Origin of the sequence: Anaeromyxobacter diazotrophicus, assembly GCF_013340205.1 — a bacterium.
Classification (GTDB): Bacteria; Myxococcota; Myxococcia; order Myxococcales; family Anaeromyxobacteraceae; genus Anaeromyxobacter_A; species Anaeromyxobacter_A diazotrophicus.
In genome coordinates this window covers 195,580-221,108 of sequence record NZ_BJTG01000004.1, presented here as the reverse complement: position 1 = coordinate 221,108, position 25,529 = coordinate 195,580, and the positions used below count along the sequence as shown (strand labels likewise).

At 75.5% G+C, this 25,529-nt stretch carries 28 protein-coding genes and 1 tRNA gene; 12 read left to right on the top strand and 17 right to left on the bottom strand.

All coding sequences use genetic code 11. From position 1 onward, the window contains the following. Positions 1-43: 43 nt before the first annotated feature. Both HWY08_RS09565 and HWY08_RS09560 read left to right on the top strand, forming a co-directional pair. Positions 44-1,414, top strand: coding sequence for an ammonium transporter (locus HWY08_RS09565; protein ID WP_176064647.1), 1,371 nt, complete (start codon positions 44-46; stop codon positions 1,412-1,414). Between the two features lie 270 nt (positions 1,415-1,684). Beyond that, positions 1,685-2,488 (top strand): hypothetical protein, encoded by an 804-nt coding sequence (locus tag HWY08_RS09560; RefSeq protein WP_176064646.1) that lies wholly within the window; start codon positions 1,685-1,687, stop codon positions 2,486-2,488. On the opposite strand, the gene HWY08_RS09555 is transcribed toward HWY08_RS09560, so the two are convergent. From HWY08_RS09555 to HWY08_RS09500, 12 genes are all read right to left on the bottom strand, one after another. After that, positions 2,485-2,973: a PilZ domain-containing protein gene (locus HWY08_RS09555; protein WP_176064645.1), complete on the bottom strand. Its 489-nt coding sequence runs from the start codon at positions 2,971-2,973 to the stop codon at positions 2,485-2,487. The genes HWY08_RS09560 and HWY08_RS09555 overlap by 4 nt on opposite strands. 7 nt (positions 2,974-2,980) lie before the next feature. Continuing rightward, on the bottom strand, positions 2,981-3,253 hold the full coding sequence (locus tag HWY08_RS09550; protein ID WP_176064644.1) for an HU family DNA-binding protein: 273 nt from the start codon (positions 3,251-3,253) through the stop codon (positions 2,981-2,983). Between the two features lie 124 nt (positions 3,254-3,377). Beyond that, positions 3,378-4,214 carry a beta-keto acid cleavage family enzyme gene (locus HWY08_RS09545; RefSeq protein WP_176064643.1) on the bottom strand — a complete coding sequence of 279 codons (837 nt, stop codon included), beginning with the start codon at positions 4,212-4,214 and terminating at the stop codon, positions 3,378-3,380. Positions 4,215-4,231: 17 nt separating this feature from the next. Beyond that, positions 4,232-4,624, bottom strand: coding sequence for a 3-aminobutyryl-CoA ammonia lyase (gene kal / locus HWY08_RS09540; RefSeq protein ID WP_176064642.1), 393 nt, complete (start codon positions 4,622-4,624; stop codon positions 4,232-4,234). Between the two features lie 10 nt (positions 4,625-4,634). Continuing rightward, positions 4,635-5,396, bottom strand: coding sequence for a lysine 5,6-aminomutase subunit beta (gene kamE, locus HWY08_RS09535; protein WP_176064641.1), 762 nt, complete (start codon positions 5,394-5,396; stop codon positions 4,635-4,637). After that, positions 5,393-5,965 (bottom strand): hypothetical protein, encoded by a 573-nt coding sequence (locus HWY08_RS09530; RefSeq protein WP_176064640.1) that lies wholly within the window; start codon positions 5,963-5,965, stop codon positions 5,393-5,395. The genes kamE and HWY08_RS09530 overlap by 4 nt, the downstream gene beginning before the upstream one ends. Beyond that, positions 5,962-7,533: a lysine 5,6-aminomutase subunit alpha gene (kamD, locus tag HWY08_RS09525; RefSeq protein ID WP_176064639.1), complete on the bottom strand. Its 1,572-nt coding sequence runs from the start codon at positions 7,531-7,533 to the stop codon at positions 5,962-5,964. Before kamD ends, HWY08_RS09530 begins: the two co-directional genes overlap by 4 nt. Before the next feature lie 39 nt (positions 7,534-7,572). Continuing rightward, positions 7,573-8,703 (bottom strand): FAD-dependent monooxygenase, encoded by a 1,131-nt coding sequence (locus HWY08_RS09520; RefSeq protein WP_176064638.1) that lies wholly within the window; start codon positions 8,701-8,703, stop codon positions 7,573-7,575. Positions 8,704-8,798: 95 nt separating this feature from the next. Continuing rightward, positions 8,799-9,851, bottom strand: a complete 1,053-nt coding sequence (mnmA, locus tag HWY08_RS09515) for a tRNA 2-thiouridine(34) synthase MnmA (protein WP_176064637.1) — start codon at positions 9,849-9,851, stop codon at positions 8,799-8,801. A 12-nt stretch (positions 9,852-9,863) separates the two neighbouring features. Next, positions 9,864-10,679, bottom strand: coding sequence for a sensor histidine kinase (locus tag HWY08_RS09510; protein ID WP_176064636.1), 816 nt, complete (start codon positions 10,677-10,679; stop codon positions 9,864-9,866). A 50-nt stretch (positions 10,680-10,729) separates the two neighbouring features. Continuing rightward, positions 10,730-12,115, bottom strand: a complete 1,386-nt coding sequence (locus HWY08_RS09505) for a CCA tRNA nucleotidyltransferase (RefSeq protein ID WP_235969546.1) — start codon at positions 12,113-12,115, stop codon at positions 10,730-10,732. Positions 12,116-12,253: 138 nt separating this feature from the next. Continuing rightward, positions 12,254-13,726: a DASS family sodium-coupled anion symporter gene (locus HWY08_RS09500; RefSeq protein ID WP_176064635.1), complete on the bottom strand. Its 1,473-nt coding sequence runs from the start codon at positions 13,724-13,726 to the stop codon at positions 12,254-12,256. Between the two features lie 164 nt (positions 13,727-13,890). Here HWY08_RS09500 and HWY08_RS09495 point away from each other — a divergent pair, with 164 nt between their 5' ends. From HWY08_RS09495 to HWY08_RS09480, 4 genes are all read left to right on the top strand, one after another. Continuing rightward, positions 13,891-14,835 carry a hydroxyacid dehydrogenase gene (locus HWY08_RS09495; RefSeq protein ID WP_176064634.1) on the top strand — a complete coding sequence of 315 codons (945 nt, stop codon included), beginning with the start codon at positions 13,891-13,893 and terminating at the stop codon, positions 14,833-14,835. A 239-nt stretch (positions 14,836-15,074) separates the two neighbouring features. Continuing rightward, positions 15,075-17,192 carry a methyl-accepting chemotaxis protein gene (locus HWY08_RS09490; RefSeq protein WP_176064633.1) on the top strand — a complete coding sequence of 706 codons (2,118 nt, stop codon included), beginning with the start codon at positions 15,075-15,077 and terminating at the stop codon, positions 17,190-17,192. Beyond that, the gene (locus HWY08_RS09485; protein WP_176064632.1) at positions 17,189-17,644 is read left to right on the top strand and encodes a cache domain-containing protein; all 456 of its coding nucleotides are present in this window, start codon (positions 17,189-17,191) and stop codon (positions 17,642-17,644) included. The genes HWY08_RS09490 and HWY08_RS09485 overlap by 4 nt, the downstream gene beginning before the upstream one ends. 189 nt (positions 17,645-17,833) lie before the next feature. Further along, the gene (locus HWY08_RS09480; protein ID WP_176064631.1) at positions 17,834-18,916 is read left to right on the top strand and encodes a GGDEF domain-containing protein; all 1,083 of its coding nucleotides are present in this window, start codon (positions 17,834-17,836) and stop codon (positions 18,914-18,916) included. On the opposite strand, the gene HWY08_RS09475 is transcribed toward HWY08_RS09480, so the two are convergent. The 4 genes from HWY08_RS09475 to HWY08_RS09460 form a co-directional block, all read right to left on the bottom strand. Then, on the bottom strand, positions 18,895-19,320 hold the full coding sequence (locus tag HWY08_RS09475; protein WP_176064630.1) for a hypothetical protein: 426 nt from the start codon (positions 19,318-19,320) through the stop codon (positions 18,895-18,897). The genes HWY08_RS09480 and HWY08_RS09475 overlap by 22 nt on opposite strands. A 21-nt stretch (positions 19,321-19,341) precedes the next feature. Further along, positions 19,342-19,767, bottom strand: coding sequence for a hypothetical protein (locus HWY08_RS09470; protein ID WP_176064629.1), 426 nt, complete (start codon positions 19,765-19,767; stop codon positions 19,342-19,344). A gap of 92 nt (positions 19,768-19,859) precedes the next feature. Further along, on the bottom strand, positions 19,860-20,342 hold the full coding sequence (gene ybaK / locus HWY08_RS09465) for a Cys-tRNA(Pro) deacylase (protein WP_176064628.1): 483 nt from the start codon (positions 20,340-20,342) through the stop codon (positions 19,860-19,862). Between the two features lie 101 nt (positions 20,343-20,443). Beyond that, positions 20,444-20,520: transfer RNA gene (locus HWY08_RS09460), tRNA-Arg, on the bottom strand. Between the two features lie 239 nt (positions 20,521-20,759). Between HWY08_RS09460 and HWY08_RS09455 the strand changes: the two genes are divergently transcribed. From HWY08_RS09455 to HWY08_RS09430, 6 genes are all read left to right on the top strand, one after another. Beyond that, positions 20,760-21,716, top strand: a complete 957-nt coding sequence (locus HWY08_RS09455; protein WP_176064627.1) for an NADP-dependent oxidoreductase — start codon at positions 20,760-20,762, stop codon at positions 21,714-21,716. 200 nt (positions 21,717-21,916) lie between these two features. Next, entirely contained in the window at positions 21,917-22,375 is a 459-nt protein-coding gene (locus HWY08_RS09450; protein ID WP_235969545.1) for a thioredoxin family protein, read from the top strand. 2 nt (positions 22,376-22,377) lie between these two features. Next, positions 22,378-23,076, top strand: a complete 699-nt coding sequence (locus HWY08_RS09445; RefSeq protein ID WP_235969544.1) for a cytochrome c biogenesis CcdA family protein — start codon at positions 22,378-22,380, stop codon at positions 23,074-23,076. Between the two features lie 21 nt (positions 23,077-23,097). Then, entirely contained in the window at positions 23,098-23,421 is a 324-nt protein-coding gene (locus HWY08_RS09440) for an ArsR/SmtB family transcription factor (protein WP_176064626.1), read from the top strand. After that, positions 23,418-24,497, top strand: a complete 1,080-nt coding sequence (locus HWY08_RS09435) for a permease (protein ID WP_176064625.1) — start codon at positions 23,418-23,420, stop codon at positions 24,495-24,497. The genes HWY08_RS09440 and HWY08_RS09435 overlap by 4 nt, the downstream gene beginning before the upstream one ends. A 17-nt stretch (positions 24,498-24,514) precedes the next feature. Beyond that, positions 24,515-24,748: a thioredoxin family protein gene (locus tag HWY08_RS09430; RefSeq protein ID WP_176064624.1), complete on the top strand. Its 234-nt coding sequence runs from the start codon at positions 24,515-24,517 to the stop codon at positions 24,746-24,748. A 51-nt stretch (positions 24,749-24,799) separates the two neighbouring features. Here the strand turns inward: HWY08_RS09430 and HWY08_RS09425 are convergent, their stop codons facing one another. Further along, positions 24,800-25,417, bottom strand: coding sequence for a class I SAM-dependent methyltransferase (locus tag HWY08_RS09425; protein ID WP_176064623.1), 618 nt, complete (start codon positions 25,415-25,417; stop codon positions 24,800-24,802). Between the last annotated feature and the right edge of the window lie 112 nt (positions 25,418-25,529).

Here is a 25,529-nt window from a genome sequence, read left to right as displayed (position 1 = left end):
TGCAACCCACCGCCGGACGCCCGCCCCCTTCGGAGGAAGCCCCTTGAGAAAGCTGCTCGCCCTGGCTCTCGCGCTCGTTGCGCCCGCCACCGCCCTCGCCGCCGCGCCGGGCACGGTCGATTCCGGCGACACCGCCCTGGTCCTCGTCAGCGCCGGCCTGGTGCTGCTCATGACGCCCGGGCTCGCCTTCTTCTACGGCGGCCTCGTCCGCGCCAAGAACGTCGTGCACACGATGATCCTGTCGCTCGCCTGCATGGCGCTGGTGGGCGTGCTGTGGGGGCTCGTCTCCTACAGCCTCGCGTTCGCGCCCGGCCCGGGCGCCCTCGACCGCTTCGTCGGCGGCCTCGGCTTCGCCGGCCTGCGCGGCGTCGGGGGCGAGGTGGCGAAGGATCTCGCCCCGACCGTGCCGCACGGGGCGTTCATGCTCTTCCAGGCGATGTTCGCGGTCATCACGCCGGCGCTCATCTCGGGCGCCATCGTCGAGCGCGTCCGGGTGAAGGCCTTCCTCCTGTTCGTGGCCGTCTGGAGCGTGGTCGTCTACACGCCCGTCGCGCACTGGGTGTGGGCCCCCGGGGGCTGGCTGCGCCAGCTCGGCGCGCTGGACTTCGCGGGCGGGACCGTCGTGCACATCAACGCCGCCGCGGCCGCTCTGGTCTTCGCCATCGTGCTCGGCCGCCGCCGCGGCCTGCGGGTCCCCACCGTCCTCCCGCACAACGTGCCGTTCGCCATCCTCGGCGCCGGCCTGCTCTGGTTCGGCTGGCTCGGCTTCAACGGCGGCAGCGCGCTCGCCGCCAACGGCCTCGCCGCCACCGCCTTCGCCAACACCTTCTTCGCGCCGGCCGCCGCCTCCCTGGCCTGGGGCCTCGCAGAGCTGTTCTTCTTCCACGGCAAGATGTCGGGCGTCGGCCTCGCCTCCGGCGCGGTCGCCGGGCTGGTGGCGGTGACGCCCGCCGCCGGCTTCGTCACCCCCCTCGCCTCGATGGGCCTCGGCGCCGTGGCGGGCCTCGCCTCGCTGCTGGCGGTGCGGGTGCGCCCGCGGCTCGGGCTCGACGACGCGCTCGACGTCTTCGCGGTGCACGGCGTGGCCGCCACGCTGGGCGCGCTCCTCACGGGCGTCCTCGCCACCCGCGCCGTGAACCCGGACGGCGCCGACGGCAGCCTGCGGCTGCTGGGCGTCCAGCTCCTGGGGGTCGCCGCCACCTACGCCTGGTCGGGCGGCCTCTCCTACGGCATCCTGCGGCTGGTCGCGCTCGTCACGCCGCTCCGCTCGGACGAGCAGGACGAGTGGTCGGGCCTCGACATCGCCGAGTCCGGCGAGCGGGCGTACCTCAACGCCGACGAGTCGGCGTTCGGGCAGCGCCCGGACGCGCCCCGCCCGCACGCGCCCGAGCTGCACCGGGCGACCGCCGAGTAGCGCGCCCCGCCGGCCTCCCCCCGCCCCGCCCTCGCTCCTCCCTCGCCACGCGGCCGCCGGCGGCGCGCGGCGTGGCGGGGGCTGGCCGAGGGTGCCCTGGCCGGGTGCACACGCCTGCCCTCCCGGCGGGCACCCGGCGCCCGGCGGCGCGCGCCGCCCGCGGCGCGCCGGCCGATCGCGGCGGATGGAGGGGCTTCTGCGAGGAGGCGGCCCGCGGCACGCTCGCTGCACAGCTCGCCGCCGCACTCCACCCGATCAGGAGAACACTCGATGAAGCAGGTCCTCCGCGCCGTCGCCGCGTGCGCGCTCGCGCTCGCCTCGACCGCCGCCCACGCGACGCCCTCCACCACGTTCTGGACGCCCGCCACCACGTACGTCCAGCCTTACCTCGTGCCGCACGTCACGTACGACACGTACGTCTCGGAGCGGTCGGCCTTCCAGAACGACTACGGGCTCACGGTCGGCTTCCTCCCGTTCGAGAAGCTCCAGGGCGAGGTCGGGATCGACTCGTTCATGCCGGGCCTCGCCCAGACGAACCTCTACCTGAACGCCAAGCTCGGCGTGCCGGAGGGCGCGCTGGGCGACTGGGCCCCGGGCCTCTCGGCGGGCATCCTCGGCGTCGGCTTCAAGTCCGACGTGAGCGACTTCGACATCCTCCACCTGGAGATCGGCAAGACCTTCCCGATCGTCGGCAACCTGGTGGTGGGCGGCTACTATGGCCTCAACGACAAGCTCCTCGTGAGCTCGACGGGCGACAAGCAGCGGGCGGGCCTCCTCGCCGCCTGGACGAGCCCCGACCTCGTGCTGAACCTCACCGGCCTCAACAAGATCACCTTCATGGCCGACGTCCAGACGGGGAAGAACGCCTTCGGCGCGGTGGGCGGCGGGATCGGGCTCTACTTCACGCCCTCGATCGATCTCCTGACCGGCCCGGTGTTCTTCTTCGACTCGAACGCCACCACCCAGCTCGCCGGGCCGGGGATCGCGCCGGGCGCCAACCGCCCCGACTTCCTCTGGACGGTCCAGCTCGACGTCGACTTCGACCTGCGGCCGGCGAAAGTGGCCTCGCGCTAGCCCTGCAGCCGCTCGAGCACGGCGTCGAACACCAGCGTCTCCAGCCGCTCCGCGTCCGCCTCCTCCAGCCGCCCGAGCTGGAAGGAGGCGCGCGCGGTCCCGACCTGGGACTTCACGTCGACGACGCGCGCCTCCGCCTTGAGCGGCTCGCCGCCCCCGGGGACGCGCAGGCTGACCTTGAGCTCCTCGCCGACCCGGGGCGGCTTCGCGAGGAGCGCGCCGAACCCGCCCGCCGACACGTCCACCGTCATGGCGCGCACGGTGCCGTCCATGAACTCGAGATCGACCTGCAGCGCTCGCGGGACCCGCAGCGCGTGCCGCGGCAGGACCCCCGCCGGCAGCGCCATCCGCTGGGCCGCGAGGAAGGCCCGGGCCAGCTCGTCCCGGCCGGCCCGATAGGCCGCCAGCTCCCCCGCGCGCAGCGCCCCCTGCTTCGACTTTTCGTGAAGGGCGCGGAACTCGCGGAGCCAGTCGGCGAAGCTCATCGGTGGCCTAGAGCGCCTTCTTCAGCTCGGGCGCGGGCTTGAAGCCCACCGTCTTGGTCGGGGCGATCTCGATCGCGGCGCCGGTCTGCGGGTTGCGCCCCACGCGGCCGGCCCGCCGCTTCACCACGAACGTCCCGAACCCCGGCATGGAGAAGCGCTTGTCCTTGCGGATGGCGCGCGCGAGGTGCTCGAAGACCGTGTCGACCAGCTCGGCCACCTGCCGCTTCGAGAGATCCGGGCGCGTCGCCTGCACCTTCTCGATGAGGTCAGCCTTCGTCATTGGAGCCTTCCCCCTGCTGCTCGGCGGCGCCGTCGCGAACCGCGGGAACCTAGCGCCCCGCTCGGGTGGGCGTCAAGGCTCGCCTGATGCGCTCAGGCGCGCAGGGGTGCGCCTTGCCGCAGTGTCAAACGGGGACGGGACAGGGCGCCAATCCGAGCAGCCGGCGGGCCTCCGCCGGCGTGGCCGGGGTGCGGCCGGCGTCGCGCGCCAGCTCCACCGCCCGGGCGACGAGCTCGTGCGAGCCGCGCGCCAGCACGCCCTTCGAGAGGTACAGGTTGTCCTCCAGCCCCACGCGCACGTGGCCCCCGAGCCGCAGCGCGAGCGCCGCCAGCTCGAGCTGCGCCCGGCCGACGCCGGCGGCCGTCCAGTGCGCCGGCTCGGGCAGCCCCTCCACCAGGAAGCGCAGGTTCCGCTCGCTGGCGCCGAGGCCACCGGGGACCCCCAGCACGAACTGGACGTGATAGGGCGCCGCCAGGTGCCCGTGCGCGAGCAGCCAGCGCAGCGTGTCGAGCATGCCGGCGTCGTAGACCTCGCACTCCGCGACGAGCCCGCGCTCGCGCAACCGCGCCGCGACCCGGACGATGTCCGGGCGCGAGTTCAGGAAGACCTCGTCGCCGAAGTTCATGGTGCCGAGGTTGAGCGTGCCCATCTCGGCCCCCTCGACGAGCGAGCCGAGGCGCTCCTCCAGGCCCATGCCGACCGCGCCGCCGGTGGAGCACTGGAGCACCGCGTCGCAGCCCGCGGCGCGGACGCGATCGAGGATCTCGCGGAAGTGCGCCGCCTCCTGGGAGGGCCGGCCGTCGGGCCAGCGCGCGTGCAGGTGCACCGCCGCCGCCCCGGCGCGCCAGGCGTCCACCGCCGCCTGCGCGATCTCGGCCGGCGTGTACGGGACGTGCGGGCTCTGCGCGCGCGTGACCTCGGCGCCGACCACCGCCGCGGTGATGATGACCGGGTCCGCCATGCCGCGCCCTCCTCGGCTCACCTGCGCTGCTTCTCCCTGGGCACCACGCACGTGCCGCTGGCGCGGCACACCAGCACCGGCTCGGCCAGCACCTCGGCCGCGCTGTCGGAGAGGTCGCGGCGCGGGGCGATGACCTTGCGCGCCTCGAAGCGCATCGCGCGCGAGCTGGCCCCGGTCCGCACGATCTCGCCGGACACCTCCAGGAAGTCGCCGGCGTGCACCGGCGCCAGGAACTCGATCGCGTCGTAGGCGCGGAAGAGCCCCTCGTCGCCGTCGTGGCGCACCAGCAGCTCGGTCGCCACGTCGCCGAAGAGCGCCAGCACCCGCGCCCCGTCGACGAGGTCGCCGCCGTAGTGCGCGTCCGCCTGCGAGAGGCGGAGCCGCAGCGTCACCTTGCCCACGTCCGCCATCCCGCCCTCCTCAGGTCCAGGTCTTCCCCATGCGCCGCAGCACCTCGCCGACGAGGAAGTTCGCCACGTCGGAGGGCCGGGTCCCCGGGCCGAACCCGGCGTCGAACCCGAGCTCCAGCGCGGTGCGGTGGTCGATGCGCGGCCCGCCCAGCAGCGTGATCACCCGCTCCCGCACGCCCAGCCGCGCGAGCTCGTCGAGGAGCTGGCGGGCGTTCTCCTTGTGGACGTCGCGCTGGGTCACCACCTGCGACACCAGCACCGCGTCGGCGTGCGCCTCCTTCGCCAGGCGCGCCAGGGTGGCGTTCTCCACCTGCGCCCCCAGGTTGCGGGCGTCGAACATGGGGTAGCGCTCGAGGCCGTAGTCCCCCGCGTACCCCTTCATGTTCATGATGGCGTCGATGCCCACCGCGTGCGCGTCGGAGCCGGTGCACGCCCCCAGCACGACGATCCGGCGGCCCACCTCGCGCGCCACCAGCGCGTTGAGCTCGTCGAACCCCTTCTTGCGCGAGACGACCTCCGGGACGTCGAGCGCCGCCGCGTCCACCGCCACCGGAGTCCGCCCGTAGACGACGAAGCAGGTGAAGCCGTCGGCGGCGCGCTCCATCGACGCCACCAGCACCTGCTCGAGCCCCATCCGCCGCACCAGCTCCGCCGCCGCCTCGCGCGCGCGCTCGCCGGCGGCGAGCGGCAGCGTGAAGGCGAGCTGCACCACCCCGTCGTCGCGGCGGTCGCCGTAGGGCCGGACGAGCTGCGGCGCGGGGGCGGCGGTCAAGAGACGGGCCTCCCCGCCAGGGTGGACGAGGACGGGATGAGCCGGGAGGCGCGCAGCGCCTCCTCGCCCAGCGGCGAGCGGCCGGTGAAGAAGACGCGGTACTGCTCGCCGCCGTCGCAGACCGCCCAGGCCCAGCCGTGCCAGCCCTGCTGGTCGGCCTCCTGCACCAGCGCCTTCTTCCCGGCGAGCGTGGTCGGGTGGCGGCGCACGTTCTGGAGCTTCTCGGCGCCGCGCGCCAGCGCCTGCTCGGCCTGCGCCAGGCACTCGGCGTCGTCCTTGAAGGCGCGGTCCGCCACCTGGGCGTCGATGCGGGCGTCGTCGCGCACGCTCACCAGGAGCACGTGCCGGTCGTCGCCGCGCGCCTGCCACGCAGCGGGCGCCTCGAAGGTGAGCCGCCCGACCGTGTAGAGCAGCATCCCCTCGTCGCCGGCGGGCCGGGAGACGGGCCCGCGCTCCTGGGCCCGCTCGTGGACGAGGGTGCAGCCGGCGAGCGCCAGCGCGAGGGCGACGGCCGCCCTCGTCCCGGGCCTCCCCCGCGCCCGCGGGGCGGAGCGTTCGCTTTGGTTCATGGGGCCTCCAGCACGTCGAGGAAAGGGTTGAGGTAGCCGGGCGCGCGCTCGACGACGCCGGAGAGGCCCTTGCCGCCGTCCTCGCGCCGCGCCACGTCGCCGAAGCGCGCCTGGCCGATGGCCTTCATGAGCCCATCCTCCGCCACCTCCTCGAGGAGCGCGAGCGCCTTCGAGAGGGTCTCGTCGGCGCGGCGCGCCACGAGCCCGTCCGGGCGGAGCTGGATCTCGGCCCCCATGCTGCGCCAGGCCCGGTAGACGTAGGCGGCGCCCTTGAGCGCCTCGTAGCGATCGAGGAGGAAGGGGTTGTGCATGGCCTCGGTCATCATGCCGAGGAGCTGGATGGACTGCCCGGTCACCTGCCCCACCACGTCGGCCATCACGTCGTAGACGTGGCTGAAGAAGATGTCGCCCTGCTTGTGCTTGGTGGGGGGCATGTACTTGATGGGCGCGTCCGGGAAGAGCGTCCGGACGAGGAGCGCCTGCGCCAGCTCGCGGGCGATGGTGTCCTCGCGGGCGGGGTCGATCTCGAAGCTGTGGCCGAGGCCGATGAGGCGGTCGGGCAGCCCCGCGCGGTGGGCGAAGCTCTCGTTCACGAACTGCGAGGCGATGACGGTGTGCGCCGCCTCGTCGGCGTCGGCGGTGGTGATGTAGTTGTCCTCGCCGGTGTTGATGACGATCCCGGCGAAGGCGCAGATCCGGCGCGAGAAGTGCTGGTCGCAGAGGGTCCGCTTCATGTTGATGTCGCGGAAGAGGATGCCGTACATGGCGTCGTTGAGGAGCATGTCGAGCCGCTCCCAGGCCGCCGCGAAGGCGATCTCGCTCATGCACAGGCCGGACGAGTAGTTGGTGAGGTGCAGGTAGCGCCCGAGCTTGCGCGACTCCTCGTCCAGCGCCTCCCGCATGATGCGGAAGTTCTCCTGGGTGGCGTAGGTGCCGCCGTAACCCTCGGTGGTGGCGCCGTCCGGCACGTAGTCGAGCAGCGACTGGGCGGTGGACCGGATCACCGCGATCACGTCCGCGCCGGCCTCGGCGGCGGCCCGCGCCTGCTCCACGTCGTCGTGGATGTTGCCGGTGGCCACGATGACGTACCGGTGCGGCCGGGCGCCCACCCCCAGCTCGCGCTTCAGCGCCTCGCGCGCCTCGACCCGGCGGCGCAGCTCGCGGGCGGCGGCCCGCGCCTCGTCCGCCACCTCGGCCCGCAGCGCCGCCTCCTCGGCCGGCGCGAGCGGCGCGGGCGACCGCGGCAGCGCCGCGAAGCGCGCGGCGACCTCGGCCGGATCGCGCGCCCCGGCGCGCAGCACGTACCCGAGCCAGTACGCCGCGCCCTGCGCGAGCAGCCCGCGCGCGTGGAGCTCGTCCACCATGAGGTTCACCCACGGCACCCCGCGCGGCCCGGCGCCGTGGAACCCGAACATCCGCAGCACGGTGCGCTCGATGGAGGTGGTGGTGTGGCGGCCGACGAGCTGCAGCACCTGGGCAGTGACGCGGTCCGCGAGCGCCCGGCAGCGCTCGACCTTGCCGGCGTCGAGCGGCAGGTCGGGGACGATCCTCCCGTCGGCGAGGCGCATGGCGGCTTGATAGGCCCGCCCGGACCTCCCCGCAAGGAACTAGGCGGGGCCGGAGCGCGAAACGAGCGCGGGGGCGCCCGCGGCCAGCCGCACGGTGAGTGCGAGGAGCGGCCCCGCCGGCGCCGCGCCGGAGACGAGCGCCGCGAGCGCCTCGGCCACGCGCGGATCGGCCGCGGCGCGCCGCCAGCGGCCCTGGCCGGCGTAGAGGCGCGGCGCGAGCCTCGCGGTGAGCTGCAGGAGGAGCCCCGAGCGAGAGCCCGCAAGCCGGGCGCGGTAGGCGCGCAGCGAGGGCGCGCCGCCGCGGGCGAGCGCGCGCGCGGCGAGCGCCCCGGCGATCCGGCCCGACCAGAGCGCGTACCGGAGCCCCTCGCCCGCCAGCGGGTCGGCGCCGAGGGCGTCGCCGGCGAGCAGCGCCGCGCCCGCGCCGACCGGGCCGCCGGGCTCGAAGAGCCGGAGCGCGCTCGGGGTGGCCGGCGCGGCCGGCAGGACCCCCTCGCGCCGGGCGAACTCGCGCAGCGCGCCCGTGAGCGCCGCCCCGCCCGCGAGCGCGTAGACGCCGCAGCTCTCCGCGGGGCGGCCCTCCACGAAGCACGGGAAGCGCCAGGCGTAGCCGGCGCCAGCGGCGTCGAGGTCGAAGAGGAGATCCCCCTGCCCGGCCGCCTCGAGCTGCGTCTCGCGCAGGGGGGCGCGCCGGCCCGGCCCGAGCCCGAGCGCGCGCCGCGATGGGCCCCCCACCCCGTCGGCCGCCACCGCGGCGCGGAACCGGAGCGGCCCGGCGCCGGTCCGCGCCAGGCCGGGCTCGAGCGCCAGGAGCGGCGCCTCCTCGTCCACCCGCGCCCCCGCCGCCCGCGCCTGCAGCACGAGGTCGTGGTCGAGCTCGATCCGGCGGACCACCGCGGCGGGCCGGGGGAGCTCCACCCGCCGCGCGAGCCCCTCGACGCGGAGGAGCGCGTGCGTCACCACCGCGTGCCGGACCCGCAGCTCGAGCCCCGCCAGCGCCAGCTCCCGCTGCGCGCCCCCGGTGAGCGCGCCGCCGCAGGGCTTCTCCCGCGGGAAGCGGGCGGCGTCGACGACGCGGACGTCGAGGCCGGGCGCCGCCCGCCGCGCCGCGACCGCCGCGGCGCAGCCGGCGGGTCCGGCGCCGACGACGAGGAGGTCACAGGCGTCCAAGCTGGTTCCTCACGGTGCGGCCCCCTCTCCCTGGCCCTCTCCCCCGGTGGGGGAGAGGGAGCTGAGCGCCCCGCGCCCTGCCCCCCTCGGAACGTTCACTCCGCGAGGATCCTCCCTCCGCCCAGCACCTCGTCCCCGTCGTAGAACACCGCCGCCTGCCCGGGCGCGACGCCGCGCACCGGGGCCTCGAGCTCCACCTCCGCCTCCGCGCCGGCGGGCCGCACGGTGGCCGCGGCGCCCTCGTGCCGGTGCCGCACCCGCACCCGCACCACCACCTCGCCGGCCGGGGCGCGGCCCGCCACCCAGCTCACCTCGCCCACCCGGAAGGCCCGCCGCGACGCCTCGGCGGCGCTCCCCACCACCACCCTCCCCGCCTCCGCCTCGAGGCGCACCACGTAGCGCGGCGCGCCGCCCCCGAGCCCGAGGCCGCGGCGCTGCCCCACCGTGAACCGGTGCACGCCCGGGTGCCGCGCCAGCACCTCCCCTCGCGTCGAGACCACCTCGCCCGCGCGCACCCGCCCCGGCGCGCGCAGCGCCACGAAGTCGCCCGCGTCGCCGCGCGTGACGAAGCAGATCTCCTGCGACTCGGGCTTCTCCGCCACCGGCAGCCCGCGCCGGGCCGCGATGCGCCGCACCTCGGCCTTCTCCAGCTCTCCCACCGGGAACAGCACGTCGGCGAGCGCGTCCTGCCCCAGGCCGTACAGGAAGTAGCTCTGGTCCTTCGCGTGGGGCGAGGCGCAGAGCGCCAGGCGCCCCCCGCGCCGCTCCACCCGCGCGTAGTGCCCGGTGGCGAGCTTCGCGCCCAGCGCCCGGGCGCGCTGCAGCAGCCACCCGAACTTGACCTCGCCGTTGCAGGCGACGCACGGGTTCGGAGTCCGGCCGGCGACGTAGTCCTCGACGAAGCGGTCGATCACCGCGCGGCCGAAGTGCTCCTCGAGGTTCGCCACGTAGAACGGGATCCCGAGGGCCCGGGCCGCCGCCCGCGCGTCGTCCAGGTCGTCCGGCGCGCAGCAGGAGCGGCCCCGGGCCGGGTCGGCGTAGTCGAAGACGCGCATCGACACGCCGAGCACCTCGTGCCCGGATTCCTGGAGGAGCGCGGCGGCGACGGAGGAGTCGACGCCGCCCGACATGGCGACGAGGACGCGCATGGGAGCGCGATTCTAGCCCGGGAACGAGGCGGGCGCCGCCGAGGCGGCCGCGGGCGCGCCGCTCCGCAGCGCGACGTCGATGACGAACTTGGAGCCGGTGAACTGCCTGCCGCCGGGGGGTTGCGCGCGCGGTGGGCTCTCCACCGTGACGCCGCCGCCGTGCGCCTCGGCGATGCGCCGCGCCACTGGGAGGCCCAGCCCGGACCCCGGCCGGCGGCTCTCCTCCGGGCGATAAGGGTGCTGGAACGGCTCGAAGATGCGCTCCACCTCCGCCGCCGAGAGCCCGGGCCCCTGGTCGTAGACGGCGAACCGGAGCCGGCCGCCGTCGCGCGTCACCTCCAGCAGCACCTCTCCGCCGTGCGGCGAGTACTTGACGGCGTTCTGCAGCACGTTCGCGAGCGCCTGCCGGAGCTTCTTCGGGTCGGCCAGCACCGGGCCGCCCCCCGCGCGCCGGATCTCGAGGTGGAGCCTCGCGTCCTTCACGTACGGCTGCACCTCGGCCGCCACGTCCTCCGCCAGCGCGTCGGGGTCGAGGGTCGCGGTCGAGAGCGCCGCCTCGCCCGGCGCGAGGCTCGCGAAGTCGGCCAGGTTGTCGACCATCCGGGTCAGGCGAGCCACCGCGCCCGACATGGCGTCGATCGCCTTGCGCTGCGCCGGCGAGAGGTCGCCCAGCCGCCCTCCCTGGAGGAGCTTCAGGTAACCGGCGAGCGGCGTGAGGGGGGTCGCGAGCTCGTGCGCCAGTTCCTTCATGAACGCGGACCGGCGCCGGTCGCGCTCCACCGCCTCGCCGTCCCCGAGCTCGTCACCCTTCCGGAGTTGCTGCGCCATCGGCTCGCCTCGCGCCAAGTATAAGGAGGCGCGCCGGGCTCGCCCGCCGCTCACCCTGGGGCGCCGGGCGCTGCCCGGCCGGGCCGCCTCGCCCACCAGGTCCGCAGCTCGGACGTGAGCGCCTCGGCCGTATTCAGGCCCGGGTCCTCCAGCGCGCGCTCGAGCAGATGCCGCAGCGCCTCGCCCACCTCGCGCCCCGGCGCGAGGCCCAGCGCCTCCATGACCGCGCGGCCGTCCAGGGCGAGCTCGGCCGAGGTGAGCGGGGGGCGCGTCCGCTCCACGCGCGCGATCCGGGCTCGGAGCGCGCGGAGCGTCGCCAGCTCCCTCCGCGAGCGAGCGGGCGGGCGGGCGGCCGAGGCGTCGGCCTCCCACAGGGCGAGGAGCGGCGCCAGGCGCTCCCGCCCCACGCCTGCGACGAACCGGCGCACCTCGGCCGGCGAGCGGGGGGCGGCCGGCCTCGGCGCCGCGAGCACGCACCCCTGGGCGGCGGCGAGCGCCGCCGCGAGCTCCGCCACCGCGCCCGGGAAGCGCATCCGGACGAGGAGCTGGCGCGCGCGCGCCGCGGCCTCGGCGCCGCCGGCCGGATCGCCGCCGCGCGGCAGGACGTGCAGCAGCGCCGCGAGGCGGAGCGGCAGCTCGCGGGGGGCGCGCCGCACGACCTCGTAGGCGTGGCGGCGCGCGGCGGGGGGGCGGACCGCGAGCTCGGGCAGCACCACCTCGAGCAGGCCGGTCGCGTCTAGGAGCGCGAGCCCGGCCGCCGGGTGGGCCGCCAGCAGGAGCTTCGAGAGCTCCGCCATCACCCGCTCCGCGGAGACCTTGGCGGTGACCGCCAGCGCCGGGCGGATGGCGCGCCGGGTGGCGGGATCGAGCGCGAACCCGAGCTGCGCCGCGAAGCGGGCCGCGCGCAGCGGCCGGAGCCCGTCCTCCGCGAAGCGCGCGGCCGGGTCGCCGACGGCGCGCAGGCGCCGCCGGCGCAGGTCGTCCTGGCCGCCGAACGGATCGCGCAGCTCGCCGCCGAGGGGGTCGTACGCGAGCGCGTTCACGGTGAAGTCGCGGCGGGACAGGTCCTCGTCCACCTCGGAGAGGAACACGACCGACGAGGGCCGCCGGCCGTCGAGGTAGGCGCCCTCGCCGCGGAAGGTCGTCACCTCGACCGGCACGCCGCCCGGGCCCAGCACCGTCACGGTGCCGTGCTCGACGCCGGTGGGGATCACCTTCTCGAAGAGCGCGCTCACCTGCTCCGGACGGGCCGGCGTCGCCACGTCGAGGTCGGCCGGATCGAGCCGCCGCCGCCGCAGGAGCAGGTCGCGCACCGCCCCGCCCACCAGCCAGGAGCGGTGCCCGGCGGCGTCGAGCCGGCGCAGCACCTCCAGGACGGCCGGCGCGAAGCGGGCGCGCCGCAGCGCGGCCGGCACCCGGGACGGGCGCCGGGTCACCGGCCCGCCCCCGCGCAGGGGTTGCGGTCGAGGGCGAGGGCGAGGCGGCGCGAGGTCACGGGGCGAGCACCAGGTCGAGAGGAGGACGGCGGCGCGCGCGCCGCCCCCGGAGCCTAGCAGAGCGCCCGGGAGCCGGGCTCAGCGATAGAGGCCCACCAGCCTCCAGTACGGGAGGCCCACCGCGAGGTACAGCGCGGCCGCCAGGGCGGTGACGGCGAGCCCCACCTTCCACCAGGTCGCCTTCCCGACGTAGCCGGTGTCGAAGAGCATCGGGCCGAGCCCGTTCCCGTAGTGCGTGAGGGTCGAGGAGATGGTCATGAGGAAGCAGGCGAGCAGCGCGGCCGGGTAGCGCGGCGCGCCGGTGGCGGCGATGAAGCTGAACACCACCGGCGAGAAGGTCGCGACGTAGGCCACCAGCGACGGGAACAGGTAGTGCGGCAAGGTGGCGAGGAGCGCGATGAGCAGAAACGCCGCGCCGGTCCCCATGCGGCCCGGCGGGAGGCACCCCTGGATGGCGGCCGTCAACCACTTGAAGAAGCCGGTGCCGTCCAGGGCCGAGGCGAGCCCCAGGATGCCTCCGAACCAGACGAGGGCCGACCAGGTCTCCTTGGAGTCGGCCAGGTCCTTCCACTCGATGACGTGCGTGACGAGGAGGACGGAGACGCCCGCGAAGGCGACCACCGCGATGTTCACTCCGGTGAGCGAGCTCGTCGCCCAGAGGCCCAGGGCCAGCGAGAACGTCGCCGCGACGATCCACTCGCGGGGCTTCATGGGGCCGAGCGCCGCCAGCGCCGCGCGGGACCGCTCGCGCGCCGCGGCGACCGGGAGGACGCCGGGCGGGGCGAGGCGGCTCACCAGCACCGGCAACCCGAGGAAGAGGAGGAATCCGGGCGCGGCCGCCAGCGTCCAGAGCGGCCAGGTGAGCTGCACCCCCAGGATCTTCGCGGCGAGCGAGGCGTTGAGGACGTTCGGCGCCATGCCGGTCAGGAAGAGGCTGCCCGTCACCATGCTCAGCATGTAGAGCGAGACCGTGAGGTACGCGCCGAGGCGTCGCCCCCCCTCCCCGCCCTTGGCCTCGGTCACGTCGAGCACTCCGCGCGCGAGCGGGTAGACGAGCCCGCCCGTCCGCGCCGGGGCCGCCGGGATGGAGGTCGCGAGCAGCAGGTCGAGCGCGCCGAAGACGTACGCCAGCCCGAGCGGCGTGCGGCCGAAGGCGCGCAGCAGCAGGAGCCCCACCCGGCCGGCCAGCCCGCTCTTGCGGAAGCCGACGCTCATCATGACGGCGGTGATGATGAGCCAGAACGTCGAGTCGGCGTAGCCCGCCAGGACGGCCTTGAGCGGCACCGCAGTGAGCGCCGCGGCGGTGACGCCGAGCAGGACCGCGCTCGGCTCGGGCAGCGCGTTCAGGAGGATGAGGAGCACGGTCGCGACGAAGATGCCGAGCAGCCGCCACGCCGGGCCGGTCAGCCCGGCCGGCGCCGGCAGCACGAAGCAGCTGGCGGCGAGCGCAGCGGGCAAGGCCAGCCGGGCGCCGCGCCGCCGCCACCAGGCCGGCGGCGCGGGCGGCGGTGCGGCGCGGGAGGGGAGGCTCTCGACGACGAGGCTAGGCATGGCGCGGCTCCGCGGCTGGTTGTGGTCGACGGCACCGTGGTCGCTGCAAGCGCCGCACCGCGCCGCCGCGGCTCCCCGCGCGCCCACGACGTACGTGCGGGGGGACCACGGAGGGTGCGGGTCGCACCTTGACACGATCCCACCTCGCGAGGACCCTGCGCCGCATGCCCGAGCTCCCGCGCGTCGTCGTCACCGAGTTCGTCGCGGAGCGCGCGCACCAGATCTTCGCCGGGCACGCGGCCGTCACCGCCGACGACGGGCTGTGGAAGGACCGGGCGCGGCTCGAGGCGGAGCTGGCCTCGGCGGAGGCGCTGGTGGTGCGCAACCAGACGCGCGTCGACGCGGCGCTGCTCGCGCGCGCCCCGCGCCTGCGCGTGGTCGGCCGGCTCGGCGTGGGCCTCGACAACATCGACCTTCCCGCCTGCCGCGCGCGCGGGATCGCCGTGGTCGTCGCGCGGGGCGCGAACGCCGTGGCGGTGGCCGAGCACGTCCTCGCATGCCTCTTCGCCATCGCCCGCCGGGTCGAGGCGGCCAGCCGCTCCGTCCGCGCCGGCGAGTGGGACCGGCGCGGCTTCACCGGCGTCGAGCTGGCGGGCAAGACGCTCGGCATCGTGGGCCTGGGCGACATCGGCCTGCGGCTGGCGCGCCGGGCCGCCGCGCTGGAGCTCGAGGTCCTGGCCACCTCGCCGGACTGGCCGGACGCGGCCGCGGGCCTGGCGCGCCGCGTGCCGCTCGACGAGCTGCTCGCGCGCAGCCACTTCGTCTCCCTGCACGTGCCGCTCACGCCCGCCACCCGGGGGCTCATCGGCGCGCCGCAGCTCGCGCGCATGCGCCGCGACGCGTGGCTCGTCAACACCTCCCGCGGCGAGGTGGTCGACGAGGAGGCGCTGCGGGCCGCCCTGGCCCGCGGCGCGATCGCCGGGGCCGCGCTGGACGTGCGCCACCGCGAGCCGACGCCCGCCCCCGACGCGCTGGCCGGCCTCGAGAACGTGCTGCTCACGCCGCACGTCGCCGGGCTCACCGCCGAGGCGCAGGACCGGACGGCCGAGCTGGTCGCAGAGGACGTGCTGCGCGTCCTCGGCGGGGAGCCGGCGCGCTACCCCGCCTGACGCGGGCGGTTCAGCCTGGGGTCGGCGGCCGACCCTGGGACCCCGGCGACCCGCACCTCTCGTCCCGCGTCACGCGGCCGCGGGACGGTCCGCGCCTCGGTTCCTGGGCGATCCGCCCGCGGCGCCCACTGGGCACGGGACGTGCTGAACACCCTCCCCGCGCGGGTGACCCGAGCGGTCGCCGCGGCGCGTCACGAGCGGCCTGAAACCAGGCCGTCCTCCTCTCGGGAGCCGTTCCCATGCTGCGTCGAATGAAGCTCGGGACCAAGGTCATCGGTGGCTACGTCGTGACCGCGGCGCTGCTGGGCCTGCTCCTCGCCGGGACCGTGGTCGCCCTGCGCATGCTGAGCGGGATCTCCGTCACCTTCGTCGAGGTGCGGGTGCCGAACCTCCTCTCGATGCAGCAGATCGAGCAGGCCGAGACCGACGTCTCGCGCGCCATCCACGCCCTCTCCAACGCGCGCTTCGACGACGACTACCGGGCGGCGCTCCACGCCGACGTCGAGAAGGGGCTCCAGCGCATCGACGCCGAGATCGCGGCGCTGCAGGGCCGCAGGAAGAGCGCCGCCACCGCCGAGGCCTGGAGCAAGGTCGGCCCGGCGCTGCAGGCCTGGCGCGAGGAGGTGCGGAAGACGGTCGAGCAGGAGAAGGCGCGCGACGCGCTGCTCGCCTCCGGCGCCCCCGCGGACAGCCCGCGGGTCGAGTTCGCGCAGCAGCGCATCCTGGGCGCCCTGATGATGCACCGCGACGCCTACGACGCCTCGGTCGAGCTGCTGCGGAAGGCGAAGGAGGCGGTGGAGGCGCAGGTCGCGGTCGACGGCCACCGCGCCAGCGCCGCCGCCCAGGGCGCGACGGTCGCGCTCTGCCTCGCCATCGCGGCGGTGATCGCGCTCGTGCTGGTGATCGGCGCGCTGGTGGCGAAGGACATCACGCGCGTCTTCACGCTGGTGGGCGGCCACCTCGACCGGATCGCCGCCGGCGACATGCCCGAGCCCATCGCGGAGGTGCGCGGGCAGGACTTCAACGCGGTGCGGGACAGCCTCAACGCGGTGGTGGCGGCGGTGCAGGCGCTCATCGGCGACGCCGGGGACCTGGCGCGCGCGGCCGTGGAGGGCCGGTTCGACGTGCGCGCCGACCCCGCGCGCCACCGCGGCGACTACGCGAAGATCATGGCCGGGGTGAACGACACGCTGGACGCGCTGCTGGCGCCCATCCGTGACCTGGCGGCCGCGCTCGACCGGCTGGCCGGCGGCGATCTGGCCGCGCGCTGCGACACAGGCCGGTACCAGCACGAGGCGCGCCGGATCCTGGACGGCGTGAACACGACGCTCGCCGCGCTGCTCGCGCCCGTCGAGGAGGCGACCCGCGTGCTGAGCCAGCTCGCCGAGCGCGACCTGACGGCCCGGATGACCGGCGCCTACCGCGGCGACCACGCGAAGATGAAGACCGCGCTCAACGCCACCGCCGGCTCGCTCCACGACGCGCTGGCGCAGGTGGCGCGGGCGGTGACCGAGGTGTCGAACGCCGCCGAGCAGATCGCCTCCACCAGCCAGGCGGTGGCCGGCGGTGCCTCCGAGCAGGCCAGCTCGCTCGAGGAGACCAGCGCCTCGCTCGAGTCCATCTCGTCGATGACCCAGCACTCGGCCGACAGCGCCCAGGAGGCGAACGGGCTCGCCGACGCGGCGCGCGCAGCCGCCGGCGAGGGCACCTCCGCCATGGCGCAGATGGCCGCGGCCATGGCCAAGATCCGCGCCTCGGCCGAGGGCACCTCGCAGATCATCAAGGACATCAACGAGATCGCGTTCCAGACCAACCTGCTCGCGCTCAACGCGGCGGTCGAGGCCGCCCGCGCCGGCGAGGCGGGGCGCGGCTTCGCCGTGGTCGCGGAGGAGGTGCGCTCGCTGGCGCTCCGCTCGAAGGAGGCCGCGAACCGGACCGAGGAGCTCATCCGCCAGTCGGTGAACGAGGCGGCCGCGGGCGAGCGGACGTCGAGCCACGTCTCCGACAAGCTCGGCGAGATCGCGGGCGGCGTGCAGAAGGTCACCGCGGTGGTGGCCGAGATCGTGGCCGGCGCCAAGGAGCAGGCGGCCGGGATCGAGCAGGTCACCCGCGCGGTCGGCCAGATGGACCAGGTCACGCAGCAGAACGCCGCCAGCGCCGAGGAGTCGTCGTCGGCGGCCGCCGAGCTGTCCTCGCAGGCCTCCGAGCTGGCGGGGCTCATCGCGTCGTTCCAGCTCGAGCTCGCCTCGAGCCCACCCCGAGCCGCGGCCGCCCAGGCCGGGTCGATCCCGTCGCCCTGGCTCGGCGCTCCACCCGCGGATCGACCCACCCACCGTCCGGAGGTCCACACGTCATGAAGAAGCTGCTCGCGGCGCTCGGCGCCGCCTTCCTCCTCGCCGCCCCCGCCTTCGCGGACGAGCGCGCCACCCCCGCCGACGCCGAGGCGCTGGTGAAGAACGCGGTCGCCTACCTGAAGCGCCACGGCCGCGAGAAGGCGTTCAAGGAGTTCCAGAAGCTCAACGGTCCGTTCGTCTACAAGGACCTCTACGTCTTCGTGAACAGCATCGAGGGCAAGACGCTGGTGCACCCGACCGACCCCGAGCGCATCGGGATGGACGTGTCGAAGGCGAAGGACCCCAACGGCAAGCTCTACGTCCAGGAGCGGCTGGAGATCGCGAAGACCAAGGGCTCGGGCTGGCAGGAGTACGGCTACCGCAACCCGGCCACGAACAAGGTGGAGACCAAGGTCTCGTACATCGAGCGCGTCGACGACCTCGTGATCGTGGCCGGCGCCTACAAGCAGAAGTGATCCGCCGGCGGGCGGCGCGGCGGGCAGCACCTCCGCCGCGCCCGCTCCCGCCCCGGCGAGCGGCCCTGCCCCGCGCGCCTGACCCGGGGCGGCTCGACCGCGGGTCCGTCGCGACACCCCGTCCGCCCCGCGCGGGTGGCGGCCCGTCGCCCCTGCGCCGTGGCATGCGCCGTGCCTTCCCCGCCGGGCATGAGGGCTCCCCCGACCTCCACCGAGCCGCCCGAGAGCCCGGAGCTGGCGCTCGACACGCTCGCGGCCGCGCTCCGCAGCATGGCGGAGTTCGCGCAGGAGCAGGAAGGAGTGGAGCTCGAGGGCTTCCGCCTCCAGGCCGAGGCGTGGGCCCAGCACGTCGTCGTGGCCGCGCCGGCGCCCGGCGCGCCGGCGGGCGCGCCCGCGCCCGGCGGCCGCCGCGACTGGCACGGCGTGCGGCGCTTCGTGCGCGAGTACTGCCGGTCGAGCGCGGCCCACGCGCAGGGCGTGGCGGCCGACCTGCGCGAGGTGATCTGGGTCTTCGTCCGGAACTTCACCCAGGCCTTCGCGACCGAGGAGGCGAGCGACGAGCGGCTGCGGCAGCAGATCGCGCGGCTGGGCCGGCTGGTCGAGGCGAGCGCCGCCTCGGAGCTGAAGCGCGAGGTGGTGGAGACGGTGGGCGCGCTGACCCAGGCGCTGGAGGAGCGGCGCGCGCGGCAGCAGGCGCAGATGGCGACCCTGGGCGCGACGGTGCGGTCGCTCGGCGACGAGCTCGCCACGGCGCGCCGGGACGGGGAGACCGACCCCCTCACGCGGCTCGCGAACCGCAAGGCGCTCGACGCCTACCTGGAGGAGACCGTCCGGATGTTCGAGGCGTTCCGCGAGCCGGCCAGCCTGCTGCTCGTCGACGTCGACCGGTTCAAGGAGATCAACGACGGGCGGGGCCACGTGGTGGGCGACGCCGTGCTGCGCGAGGTCGCGGACGCGCTGGCGCGCGTGTTCATGCGCCGGAGCGACTTCGTCGGCCGCTACGGCGGCGACGAGTTCACGGTGGTGCTGCGCGAGACGGCGCTGGCCGACGCGGCCCGGCTCGCCGAGCGCCTGGTCGGGCGGGTGCGGTCGCTCCGCGTCCCCGCCGGCGAGCAGACGATCGCGGTCCAGGTCTCGGTGGGCGTGGCGGCCCTCGAGCGCGGCGACGACGTCCGGCGCTGGCTGGAGCGGGCCGACCGCGGCCTCTACGCCGCCAAGGCGGCCGGCCGCGACCGGGTGGCCCTGGGCGGCTACGGCGAGGAGGCCCCGTAGTACTTGCCGTTCGCCTCCTCGCCGATGACCGCGAAGCTGGCGCGGGAGGTGGCGAGCGGGCCCGAGCGCCAGGTGAACCCGAGCGACGGGACCTCGGCCCGGCACTCGGCCTGCGCGATCGCCTTCCACCCCTTGAACCGGAACTGGTGGGCGGGGTCGTCGAGGGTCACCGGCTCGTCGGTGGCGGTCCACACCACCGTGACGTCGAGCCGGGCGCGGCGCGCCTCCGCGTCCGGCGCCGGCCAGCGCGGCTGGTCGATGACGGCGAGCGCCGCGAGCTTCAGGGTCGCCTTGCGCCCGTCCTGCGAGACGGTGAGCCCGCCCGACGGCACGTCGGCGATCCAGTAGAGGCCGTTCGGGCGGATGGCGGGGTGGAAGTCGTGCACCTTCAGCTCGGGGGCCAACTGGCCCTTGAAGAGCGTGAGTCAGAGGTGCGAGAAGGTGCCCCGCCGCTCGATCCGGGTGGTCGGCCAGTACACGCCGTCCATGAAGGAGAAGTCGGTGGAGGGCTCACCCCAGGGGAGCGCGTTCCCCTGCCCGTCCTGGCCGGTGCCCTCGAAGTCGTTGGCCCGCGCGATCCGCCCCTTGAAGTGGAAGATGGACGACGGCTCGGCGCGCGGTCCGGGCGACTGGTTGTGGCTGCCGTTCTTGTCCAGCCAGGGGATGGCCGAGGGCTCGGCGGAGCCGCCCACCGGGGCGGGCAGCACCTCGCCCTTCCCGGCGCTCTCGACCGCGCGCGCGACCCCGCCCAGCCGCGCCGCCGCGAGCGCCCCTCCCAGGCCGAGCCCGGCGAGGAAGCGCCGGCGATCCAGGGCGAGCGGGCCCGAGCTCGAAGGCGAGGTGCGTCGCATGGATCCTCCGGATCGCACGGTGCGTGCACGGGCGATCTGCGGACCCGCCCGGCGATCCACAAGGCCCGCGCGAGCCCGCGCCCGCCCGGAGGTCACGCCTGGATGGCGACCTCGACCGGCGTCGCGGCGAGGACCCGCACCAGCTCCGCCGGGGCGATCCCGACCAGGAAGCCGCGCGAGCCGCCGTTGATGTAGATGCGCTCGAGGGCGAGCACGCCCTTCTCCACGTAGACGGGCATGGCCTTGCGGGTGCCGAAGGGGCTCGTGCCGCCGACGAGGTAGCCGCTGTGGCGCTGCGCCACCTCGGGCTTGCAGATCTGGACCGACCGCTTGCCGAGCTGGCGCGCGAGCGCCTTGGTCGACACCTCGCGATCGCCGTGCATGAGGACGACGAGCGGCGCGCCGCCGTCGTCCTCCATGACGAGCGTCTTCACCACCGCGTGCTCGTCGACGCCGAGCTCCCGCGCCGAGACCGCCGTCCCGCCGTGCTCCTCGTAGCGGTAGGGGTGCTCGGTGTAGGCCACCCCGTGCTGGCGGAGCAGCCGGGTGGCGGGTGTTGAGGGGGTCTTGCTCATCGCGTTCTCCGGCGCTGGCGCCCTGCCCGCCTCCGGCGAGCGGCGGGGCGGCGAGCACGCCCCGGCGGCCCCGGCGTAGCGCGAGCCTCACCCGCGATGGATGGTGACCCCGCCGTGACTCGAACACGGGACCTGCGGTTTAGGAAACCGCCGCTCTATCCGGCTGAGCTACGGGGCCAAGCATTTCATCCAGCTCGCGAAGCTGCACCACGGGGCGGCGGTATAGCACACCTCTGTGCCCCAGGGACGAGCGCGAGGAGGCGGACCTCCGGCGCGCCGCCCCCGCGGGTTCGTGAGGCGGCCCGGTCGCAGTGGGAGGGCACGCCGCCTCGCCGGCCCGACGTGAACCGCGACCGTGCATCGGCCCCGGTCCTCGCTTATCGCGCTTCCTCCAACACCACTCGGGGGACACGCGTCATGCCTGCACCCATTCCTGCGCAGATGAAGGCCGCCGCCTTCGACCGGTACGGAGGGCCCGAGGTCCTGCACGCCGAGACGCTGCCGGTCCCGCGGCCGGGGCCGACCCAGGCCCTCGTCCGCCTGGACTGCGCGGGGATCGGCGTGTGGGACCCGTACGTCCGCACGGGCGAGCTCAAGCTCGGACCGAGCCGCTTCCCGCAGGTCCTCGGCAACGACGGCGCGGGCGAGGTGGTCGCGGTCGGAGCCGGCGTGCGGCGCTTTCGCGTCGGGGATCGCGTGTACGCGTACTCGTTCGCGGGTGGCTTCTACGCAGAGTACGTGGCGCTGGAGGAGGAGACGATCGCGCCGCTCCCGCAGGGGCTGAGCACCCAGGAGGCGGGCCCGCTCGGCGCGGACGGTGTGACGGCGCTGCGGGGCCTGGACGATCAGCTGCACCTGTCGGCGGGGCAGACCCTGATGATCTACGGCGCGAGCGGAGGGATCGGCCACCTCGCGGTCCAGCTCGCGAAGCGGATGGGCGGAGCGGTCCTGGCGGTCGCGTCGGGGCCTGACGGCGTCGAGCTCGTGCGCAAGCTCGGCGCCGACGCGGCGGTCGACGGCAAGCGGGACGACGTGGCGCGAGCGGCTCGCGACTTCGCGCCGGGCGGGCTCGACGCGGCGCTCGTGCTGGTCCAGGGCGAGAGCCTCGAGTCGGCCCTCAGGACGGTCCGCAAGGGCGGCCGCATCGCGCACCCGAACGGCGTCGAGCCGGCGCCGAAGGGCCCCCCGGGCGTCTCGGTCCTGGCCTACGACGGCGAGCCGGGCCGCGACGTGCTGGAGCGGCTCAACCGGCTCGTCTCCGCCGGCCCGTTCCACGTCGAGGTCGGCCGATCGTACCGGCTCGAGGACGCGGCCCAGGCCCACCGGGAGCTCGGCCAGCACCATCTCGGCAAGCTCGCGCTGCGGATCCACTAGCGCCTCGGGAGCCCCGCCGCCGTGCGCGCCGCGGCGGGGGACGAGCCCCCGCCCTACGGGAACGACCCAAGCCGGCACCGCCGTCCATCCACGTCGCCACGCGTGGCCGAGGCGACGCGAGGGCCGGGCAACAGCGCCCCGGCAACGGTGCGACAACCGGCCGCACATGCGTTCTTGGCTATTCCTGCAAGGATGCAACGATGTCCTCGTGCCCGAGCGAGCTCCCCCGCAAGCGATGGGCGGCGCCGAAGAAGCCCGGCGCGCCCTGGATGGCCCTCGCAGCCGCCGCACTCGCCCTCGCCTCATGCGCGAGGAGCTCGGCCGGCGAGGCGACGCCTCCCCCCGCGGCGCAGCGCGCGCTGGCCTCGACCGCACGGCGGCTGCCGCGGCTGGTGGACCTCGGCGCGAACCAGTGCGTCTCATGCAAGGCGATGACGCCGGTGCTGGAGGGGCTGCGGAGCGACTACGCCGGCAAGCTCCAGGTCGACTTCGTCGACGTCTGGCAGGACCGCGCCGCCGCCGAACCCTGGCACATCGCGATGATCCCGACCCAGATCTTCCTCGCCGCGGACGGGCGCGAGCTCGGGCGGCACGAGGGCTTCATCTCCCGCGAGGAGATCCTCGCGCGCTTCGAGTCCCTCGGCGTCGCGCTGGAGTGAACGTGGGCGAGCTGCTCTCCGGGTTCGCACACGCCTTCGCCGGCTCGGCGCCGCTCGCGATGGCCGCGGCCGTGGCCTGGGGCGCGCTGAGCGTCGCCCTCAGCCCGTGTCACCTCGCCAGCATCCCGCTCGTCGTCGGCTACCTGTGGTCGGCGGAGGAGGCGCCGGCGCCACGCCAGGCGCTCCGGATCTCGGGCGCCTTCGCGGTCGGGATCCTCGCCAGCGTCGCCGCGGTGGGCGTGGCCACGGCCCTCGCCGGCCGCATGCTCGGCGACGTCGGGCCGGCGGGGAGCTACCTCCTCGCGGCGGTCTTCATCGCGATGGGCCTCCACCTGGCCGGCCTCCTCCCGCTCCCCCAGGTCCGGTTCGCGCCGGCCTCGTTTCGGCGCAAGGGACCCGCCGGAGCGGCCCTCCTCGGCCTCGTCTTCGGCATGGCGCTCGGCCCGTGCAGCTTCGCGTTCATGGCGCCGCTCCTGGCGCTCACCTTCCGCCTCGGCGCAGCCGCGGGGGCCTACGGCGCCCTGCTGCTGGCGCTGTTCGGGATCGGGCACGCGGCGGCCATCGCGTTCGCGGGGGCCGCGGGAGGGAGCGTGCAGACCTACCTCCGCTGGAGCGAGCGGTCGCGGTGGACCGCGCGCGCCCGACGCGGCGCCGGGGCGGCCGTCGCCGCGGTCGGCGCGTACTTCCTGTGGTCCGCCTGAAGACCCGGCCGAGAGGGACCGATGAACCGAGAGACCGTGTACGAGGCCCGCGCCGAGATCCTGAAGGCGCTCGCGCACCCGAGCCGGCTCGCGATCGTGGACGCGCTGGCCGAGGGCGAGCGGTGCGTCTGCGAGCTGCAAGAGGTCGTCGGGTCGGACATGTCCACCGTCTCGCGCCACCTCGCGCTCATGAAGGCCGCCGGGCTCCTCGCCGCCCGGCGCGAGGGGACGAACGTCCATTACCGGCTGCGGGTGCCGTGCATCACGCGCCTCTTCGCCTGCATCGAGGCGGTCCTGGCCGAGGACGTGAAGCAGCGCGCCCGCCGGGTGGAGGGCCGGCCGTGAGCGCCCACGCCCGCGAGCTCGCCGCGTCCGCCCGGGCGGTCGCGCCTCCGCCGCGCGGCCGCGCCCGCCTCTACGGCGCGCTCGGCGGCGCGCTCGTGCTCTGGTACGCGCTCTATCGCCTCATCGAGCCGGGCGCGGAGCTGGTGACGCGCCGCTTGCTGCGCCTCGACCCGACCACGCACCTCGGCTCCGCCGTCGCCTTCTTCCTGTTCGAGGTGCCGAAGGTCCTGCTGCTGCTCGTGCTGGTGGTGTTCGCCGTGGGCGTCGTCCGCTCCTACTTCACGCCCGAGCGGACGCGCGCCATCCTCTCCGGCCGGCGCGAGTCGGCGGGCAACGTCCTCGCCGCGCTCCTCGGCGTCGTCACGCCCTTCTGCTCCTGCTCGGCGGTGCCGCTCTTCCTGGGCTTCGTCGAGGTCGGGATCCCCCTCGGCGTCACCCTCTCGTTCCTCGTCTCGGCCCCCATGGTGAACGAGGTGGCGCTCGTCCTCCTCTTCGGGCTCTTCGGCTGGAAGGTGGCGGCGCTCTACCTCGCGACCGGCCTCCTCGTCGCGGTCGTCTCCGGCTTCATCCTGGGCCGCCTCGGGCTCGAGCGCTGGGTGGAGCCCTGGGTGTACGAGTCGATGGCCGCGGCCGCGCCCGCGGAAGACGCCCCGCCGCTCCCGTTCGCGGAGCGCCTCGACCAGGGGCTGACAGCCGTGCGCGAGGTGGTCGGGAAGGTGTGGCCCTACGTCGTGGCGGGCATCGCGGTCGGCGCCGGCGTCCACGGGTACGTCCCGACGGGCCTGATGGCCGGCGTCCTGGGCAAGGGCGCCTGGTGGTCGGTGCCGCTCGCGGTCGTGCTCGGCGTGCCCATGTACTCGAACGCGGCCGGCATCATCCCGGTGGTGCAGGCGCTGCTCGAGAAGGGCGCGGCGCTCGGCACCGTGCTCGCCTTCATGATGGCGGTCATCGGGCTGTCCGCGCCGGAGGCGATCATCCTGCGCAAGGTCCTGCGGCCGCCGCTCATCGCGACCTTCTTCGGCGTGGTGGCGGGCGGGATCCTGCTCGTCGGCTGGCTGTTCAACGCGGTCCTCTGATCGCGAGAGGAGAGGTCATGCTCATCCAGGTGCTGGGGACGGGTTGCGCGAAGTGCAAGGCGCTCACCGCCAACGCGGAGGCCGCGGCGCGCGCCGCGGGCGTCGACGCGCGCGTCGAGAAGGTCGAGGACCTCCGCGAGATCATGAAGTTCAAGGTGATGAGCACGCCGGCGCTCGTGCTCGACGGCCAGGTGCGGTCGACGGGCAAGGTGCTGACCGTCGAGGCCATCCGGCAGCTCCTCACGCCGTGATCCCCGGGCGCGGGCCGGCGGCGCGGCCACTCTCGCGCGCCTACGACCAGGTCACGCGGCCCGACGGCCGACGGCCAGGAAGACCGGGTAGCGCCGGATCCCGCCCGGGCCCGGCCGTTCGATCTCGAACACCCCCTGCAGCTCGATGGCGGAGAAGCCGGCCTCCGCGAGCCAGGACGCCATCACCTCACGCCTGAAGCCGCGGTGGCCCTCGAAGCCCGCGCCGTGGAACGAGCCGTCCTCCTCGTCGAGATCCGCGACGCAAACGTATCCCGCGGGGGCGACCAGCGCGTGGAACCTGCGCAGGAGCGCCGGCACGTCGGGCACGTGGTGCAGGGTGAGCAAGGTGCAGACGAGATCGTAGACCTCGCCCGGCGCGGGACCGGTCGTGAGGTCGAGCTGCACGGCGGTGACGTCCCGGGCGCCGAGCGCCGCGATCTTCTCGCGCGCCACCCGCGTCATCTCGCTGGAGCTGTCGGCCAGCGTCAGCGCTGCGACGCGGCCCCGCAGCGCGAACCCGAGGAGCCCGGTGCCGCTCCCGTACTCGAGGGCCCTCCGGCGCGCGAGATCGGGCACGCGCGCCGCGATCGCGTCCGCGACGCACCTCGCGCGCTCGGCCTTCTGGGGGTCGTCGTCCCACGTCCTCGCCTTCGCGTCGAACTCGCTCATGGCCGCGCCCTCCGGTGCGGTGTTCGAGCCCGCCCGGGCCGGGGAGGTTCGCCCGGGCGGCCGCGGCCCCGCGGCCCCCCCCCTCGCTCGCCCGCCGCGCGGGTTGACCGGG

Bases quoted from the DNA above. Each gene is read 5' to 3' on its own strand.
- HWY08_RS09560 (WP_176064646.1), top strand. From the start codon at position 1,685: ATGAAGCAGGTCCTCCGCGCCGTCGCCGCGTGCGCGCTCGCGCTCGCC.
- HWY08_RS09555 (WP_176064645.1), bottom strand. From the start codon at position 2,973: ATGAGCTTCGCCGACTGGCTCCGCGAGTTCCGCGCCCTTCACGAAAAG.
- HWY08_RS09550 (WP_176064644.1), bottom strand. From the start codon at position 3,253: ATGACGAAGGCTGACCTCATCGAGAAGGTGCAGGCGACGCGCCCGGAT.
- HWY08_RS09545 (WP_176064643.1), bottom strand. From the start codon at position 4,214: ATGGCGGACCCGGTCATCATCACCGCGGCGGTGGTCGGCGCCGAGGTC.
- kal (WP_176064642.1), bottom strand. From the start codon at position 4,624: ATGGCGGACGTGGGCAAGGTGACGCTGCGGCTCCGCCTCTCGCAGGCG.
- HWY08_RS09530 (WP_176064640.1), bottom strand. From the start codon at position 5,965: ATGAACCAAAGCGAACGCTCCGCCCCGCGGGCGCGGGGGAGGCCCGGG.
- kamD (WP_176064639.1), bottom strand. From the start codon at position 7,533: ATGCGCCTCGCCGACGGGAGGATCGTCCCCGACCTGCCGCTCGACGCC.
- mnmA (WP_176064637.1), bottom strand. From the start codon at position 9,851: ATGCGCGTCCTCGTCGCCATGTCGGGCGGCGTCGACTCCTCCGTCGCC.
- HWY08_RS09510 (WP_176064636.1), bottom strand. From the start codon at position 10,679: ATGGCGCAGCAACTCCGGAAGGGTGACGAGCTCGGGGACGGCGAGGCG.
- HWY08_RS09500 (WP_176064635.1), bottom strand. From the start codon at position 13,726: ATGCCTAGCCTCGTCGTCGAGAGCCTCCCCTCCCGCGCCGCACCGCCG.
- HWY08_RS09495 (WP_176064634.1), top strand. From the start codon at position 13,891: ATGCCCGAGCTCCCGCGCGTCGTCGTCACCGAGTTCGTCGCGGAGCGC.
- HWY08_RS09490 (WP_176064633.1), top strand. From the start codon at position 15,075: ATGCTGCGTCGAATGAAGCTCGGGACCAAGGTCATCGGTGGCTACGTC.
- HWY08_RS09485 (WP_176064632.1), top strand. From the start codon at position 17,189: ATGAAGAAGCTGCTCGCGGCGCTCGGCGCCGCCTTCCTCCTCGCCGCC.
- HWY08_RS09480 (WP_176064631.1), top strand. From the start codon at position 17,834: ATGAGGGCTCCCCCGACCTCCACCGAGCCGCCCGAGAGCCCGGAGCTG.
- HWY08_RS09470 (WP_176064629.1), bottom strand. From the start codon at position 19,767: ATGCGACGCACCTCGCCTTCGAGCTCGGGCCCGCTCGCCCTGGATCGC.
- ybaK (WP_176064628.1), bottom strand. From the start codon at position 20,342: ATGAGCAAGACCCCCTCAACACCCGCCACCCGGCTGCTCCGCCAGCAC.
- HWY08_RS09455 (WP_176064627.1), top strand. From the start codon at position 20,760: ATGCCTGCACCCATTCCTGCGCAGATGAAGGCCGCCGCCTTCGACCGG.
- HWY08_RS09450 (WP_235969545.1), top strand. From the start codon at position 21,917: ATGTCCTCGTGCCCGAGCGAGCTCCCCCGCAAGCGATGGGCGGCGCCG.
- HWY08_RS09440 (WP_176064626.1), top strand. From the start codon at position 23,098: ATGAACCGAGAGACCGTGTACGAGGCCCGCGCCGAGATCCTGAAGGCG.
- HWY08_RS09430 (WP_176064624.1), top strand. From the start codon at position 24,515: ATGCTCATCCAGGTGCTGGGGACGGGTTGCGCGAAGTGCAAGGCGCTC.
- HWY08_RS09425 (WP_176064623.1), bottom strand. From the start codon at position 25,417: ATGAGCGAGTTCGACGCGAAGGCGAGGACGTGGGACGACGACCCCCAG.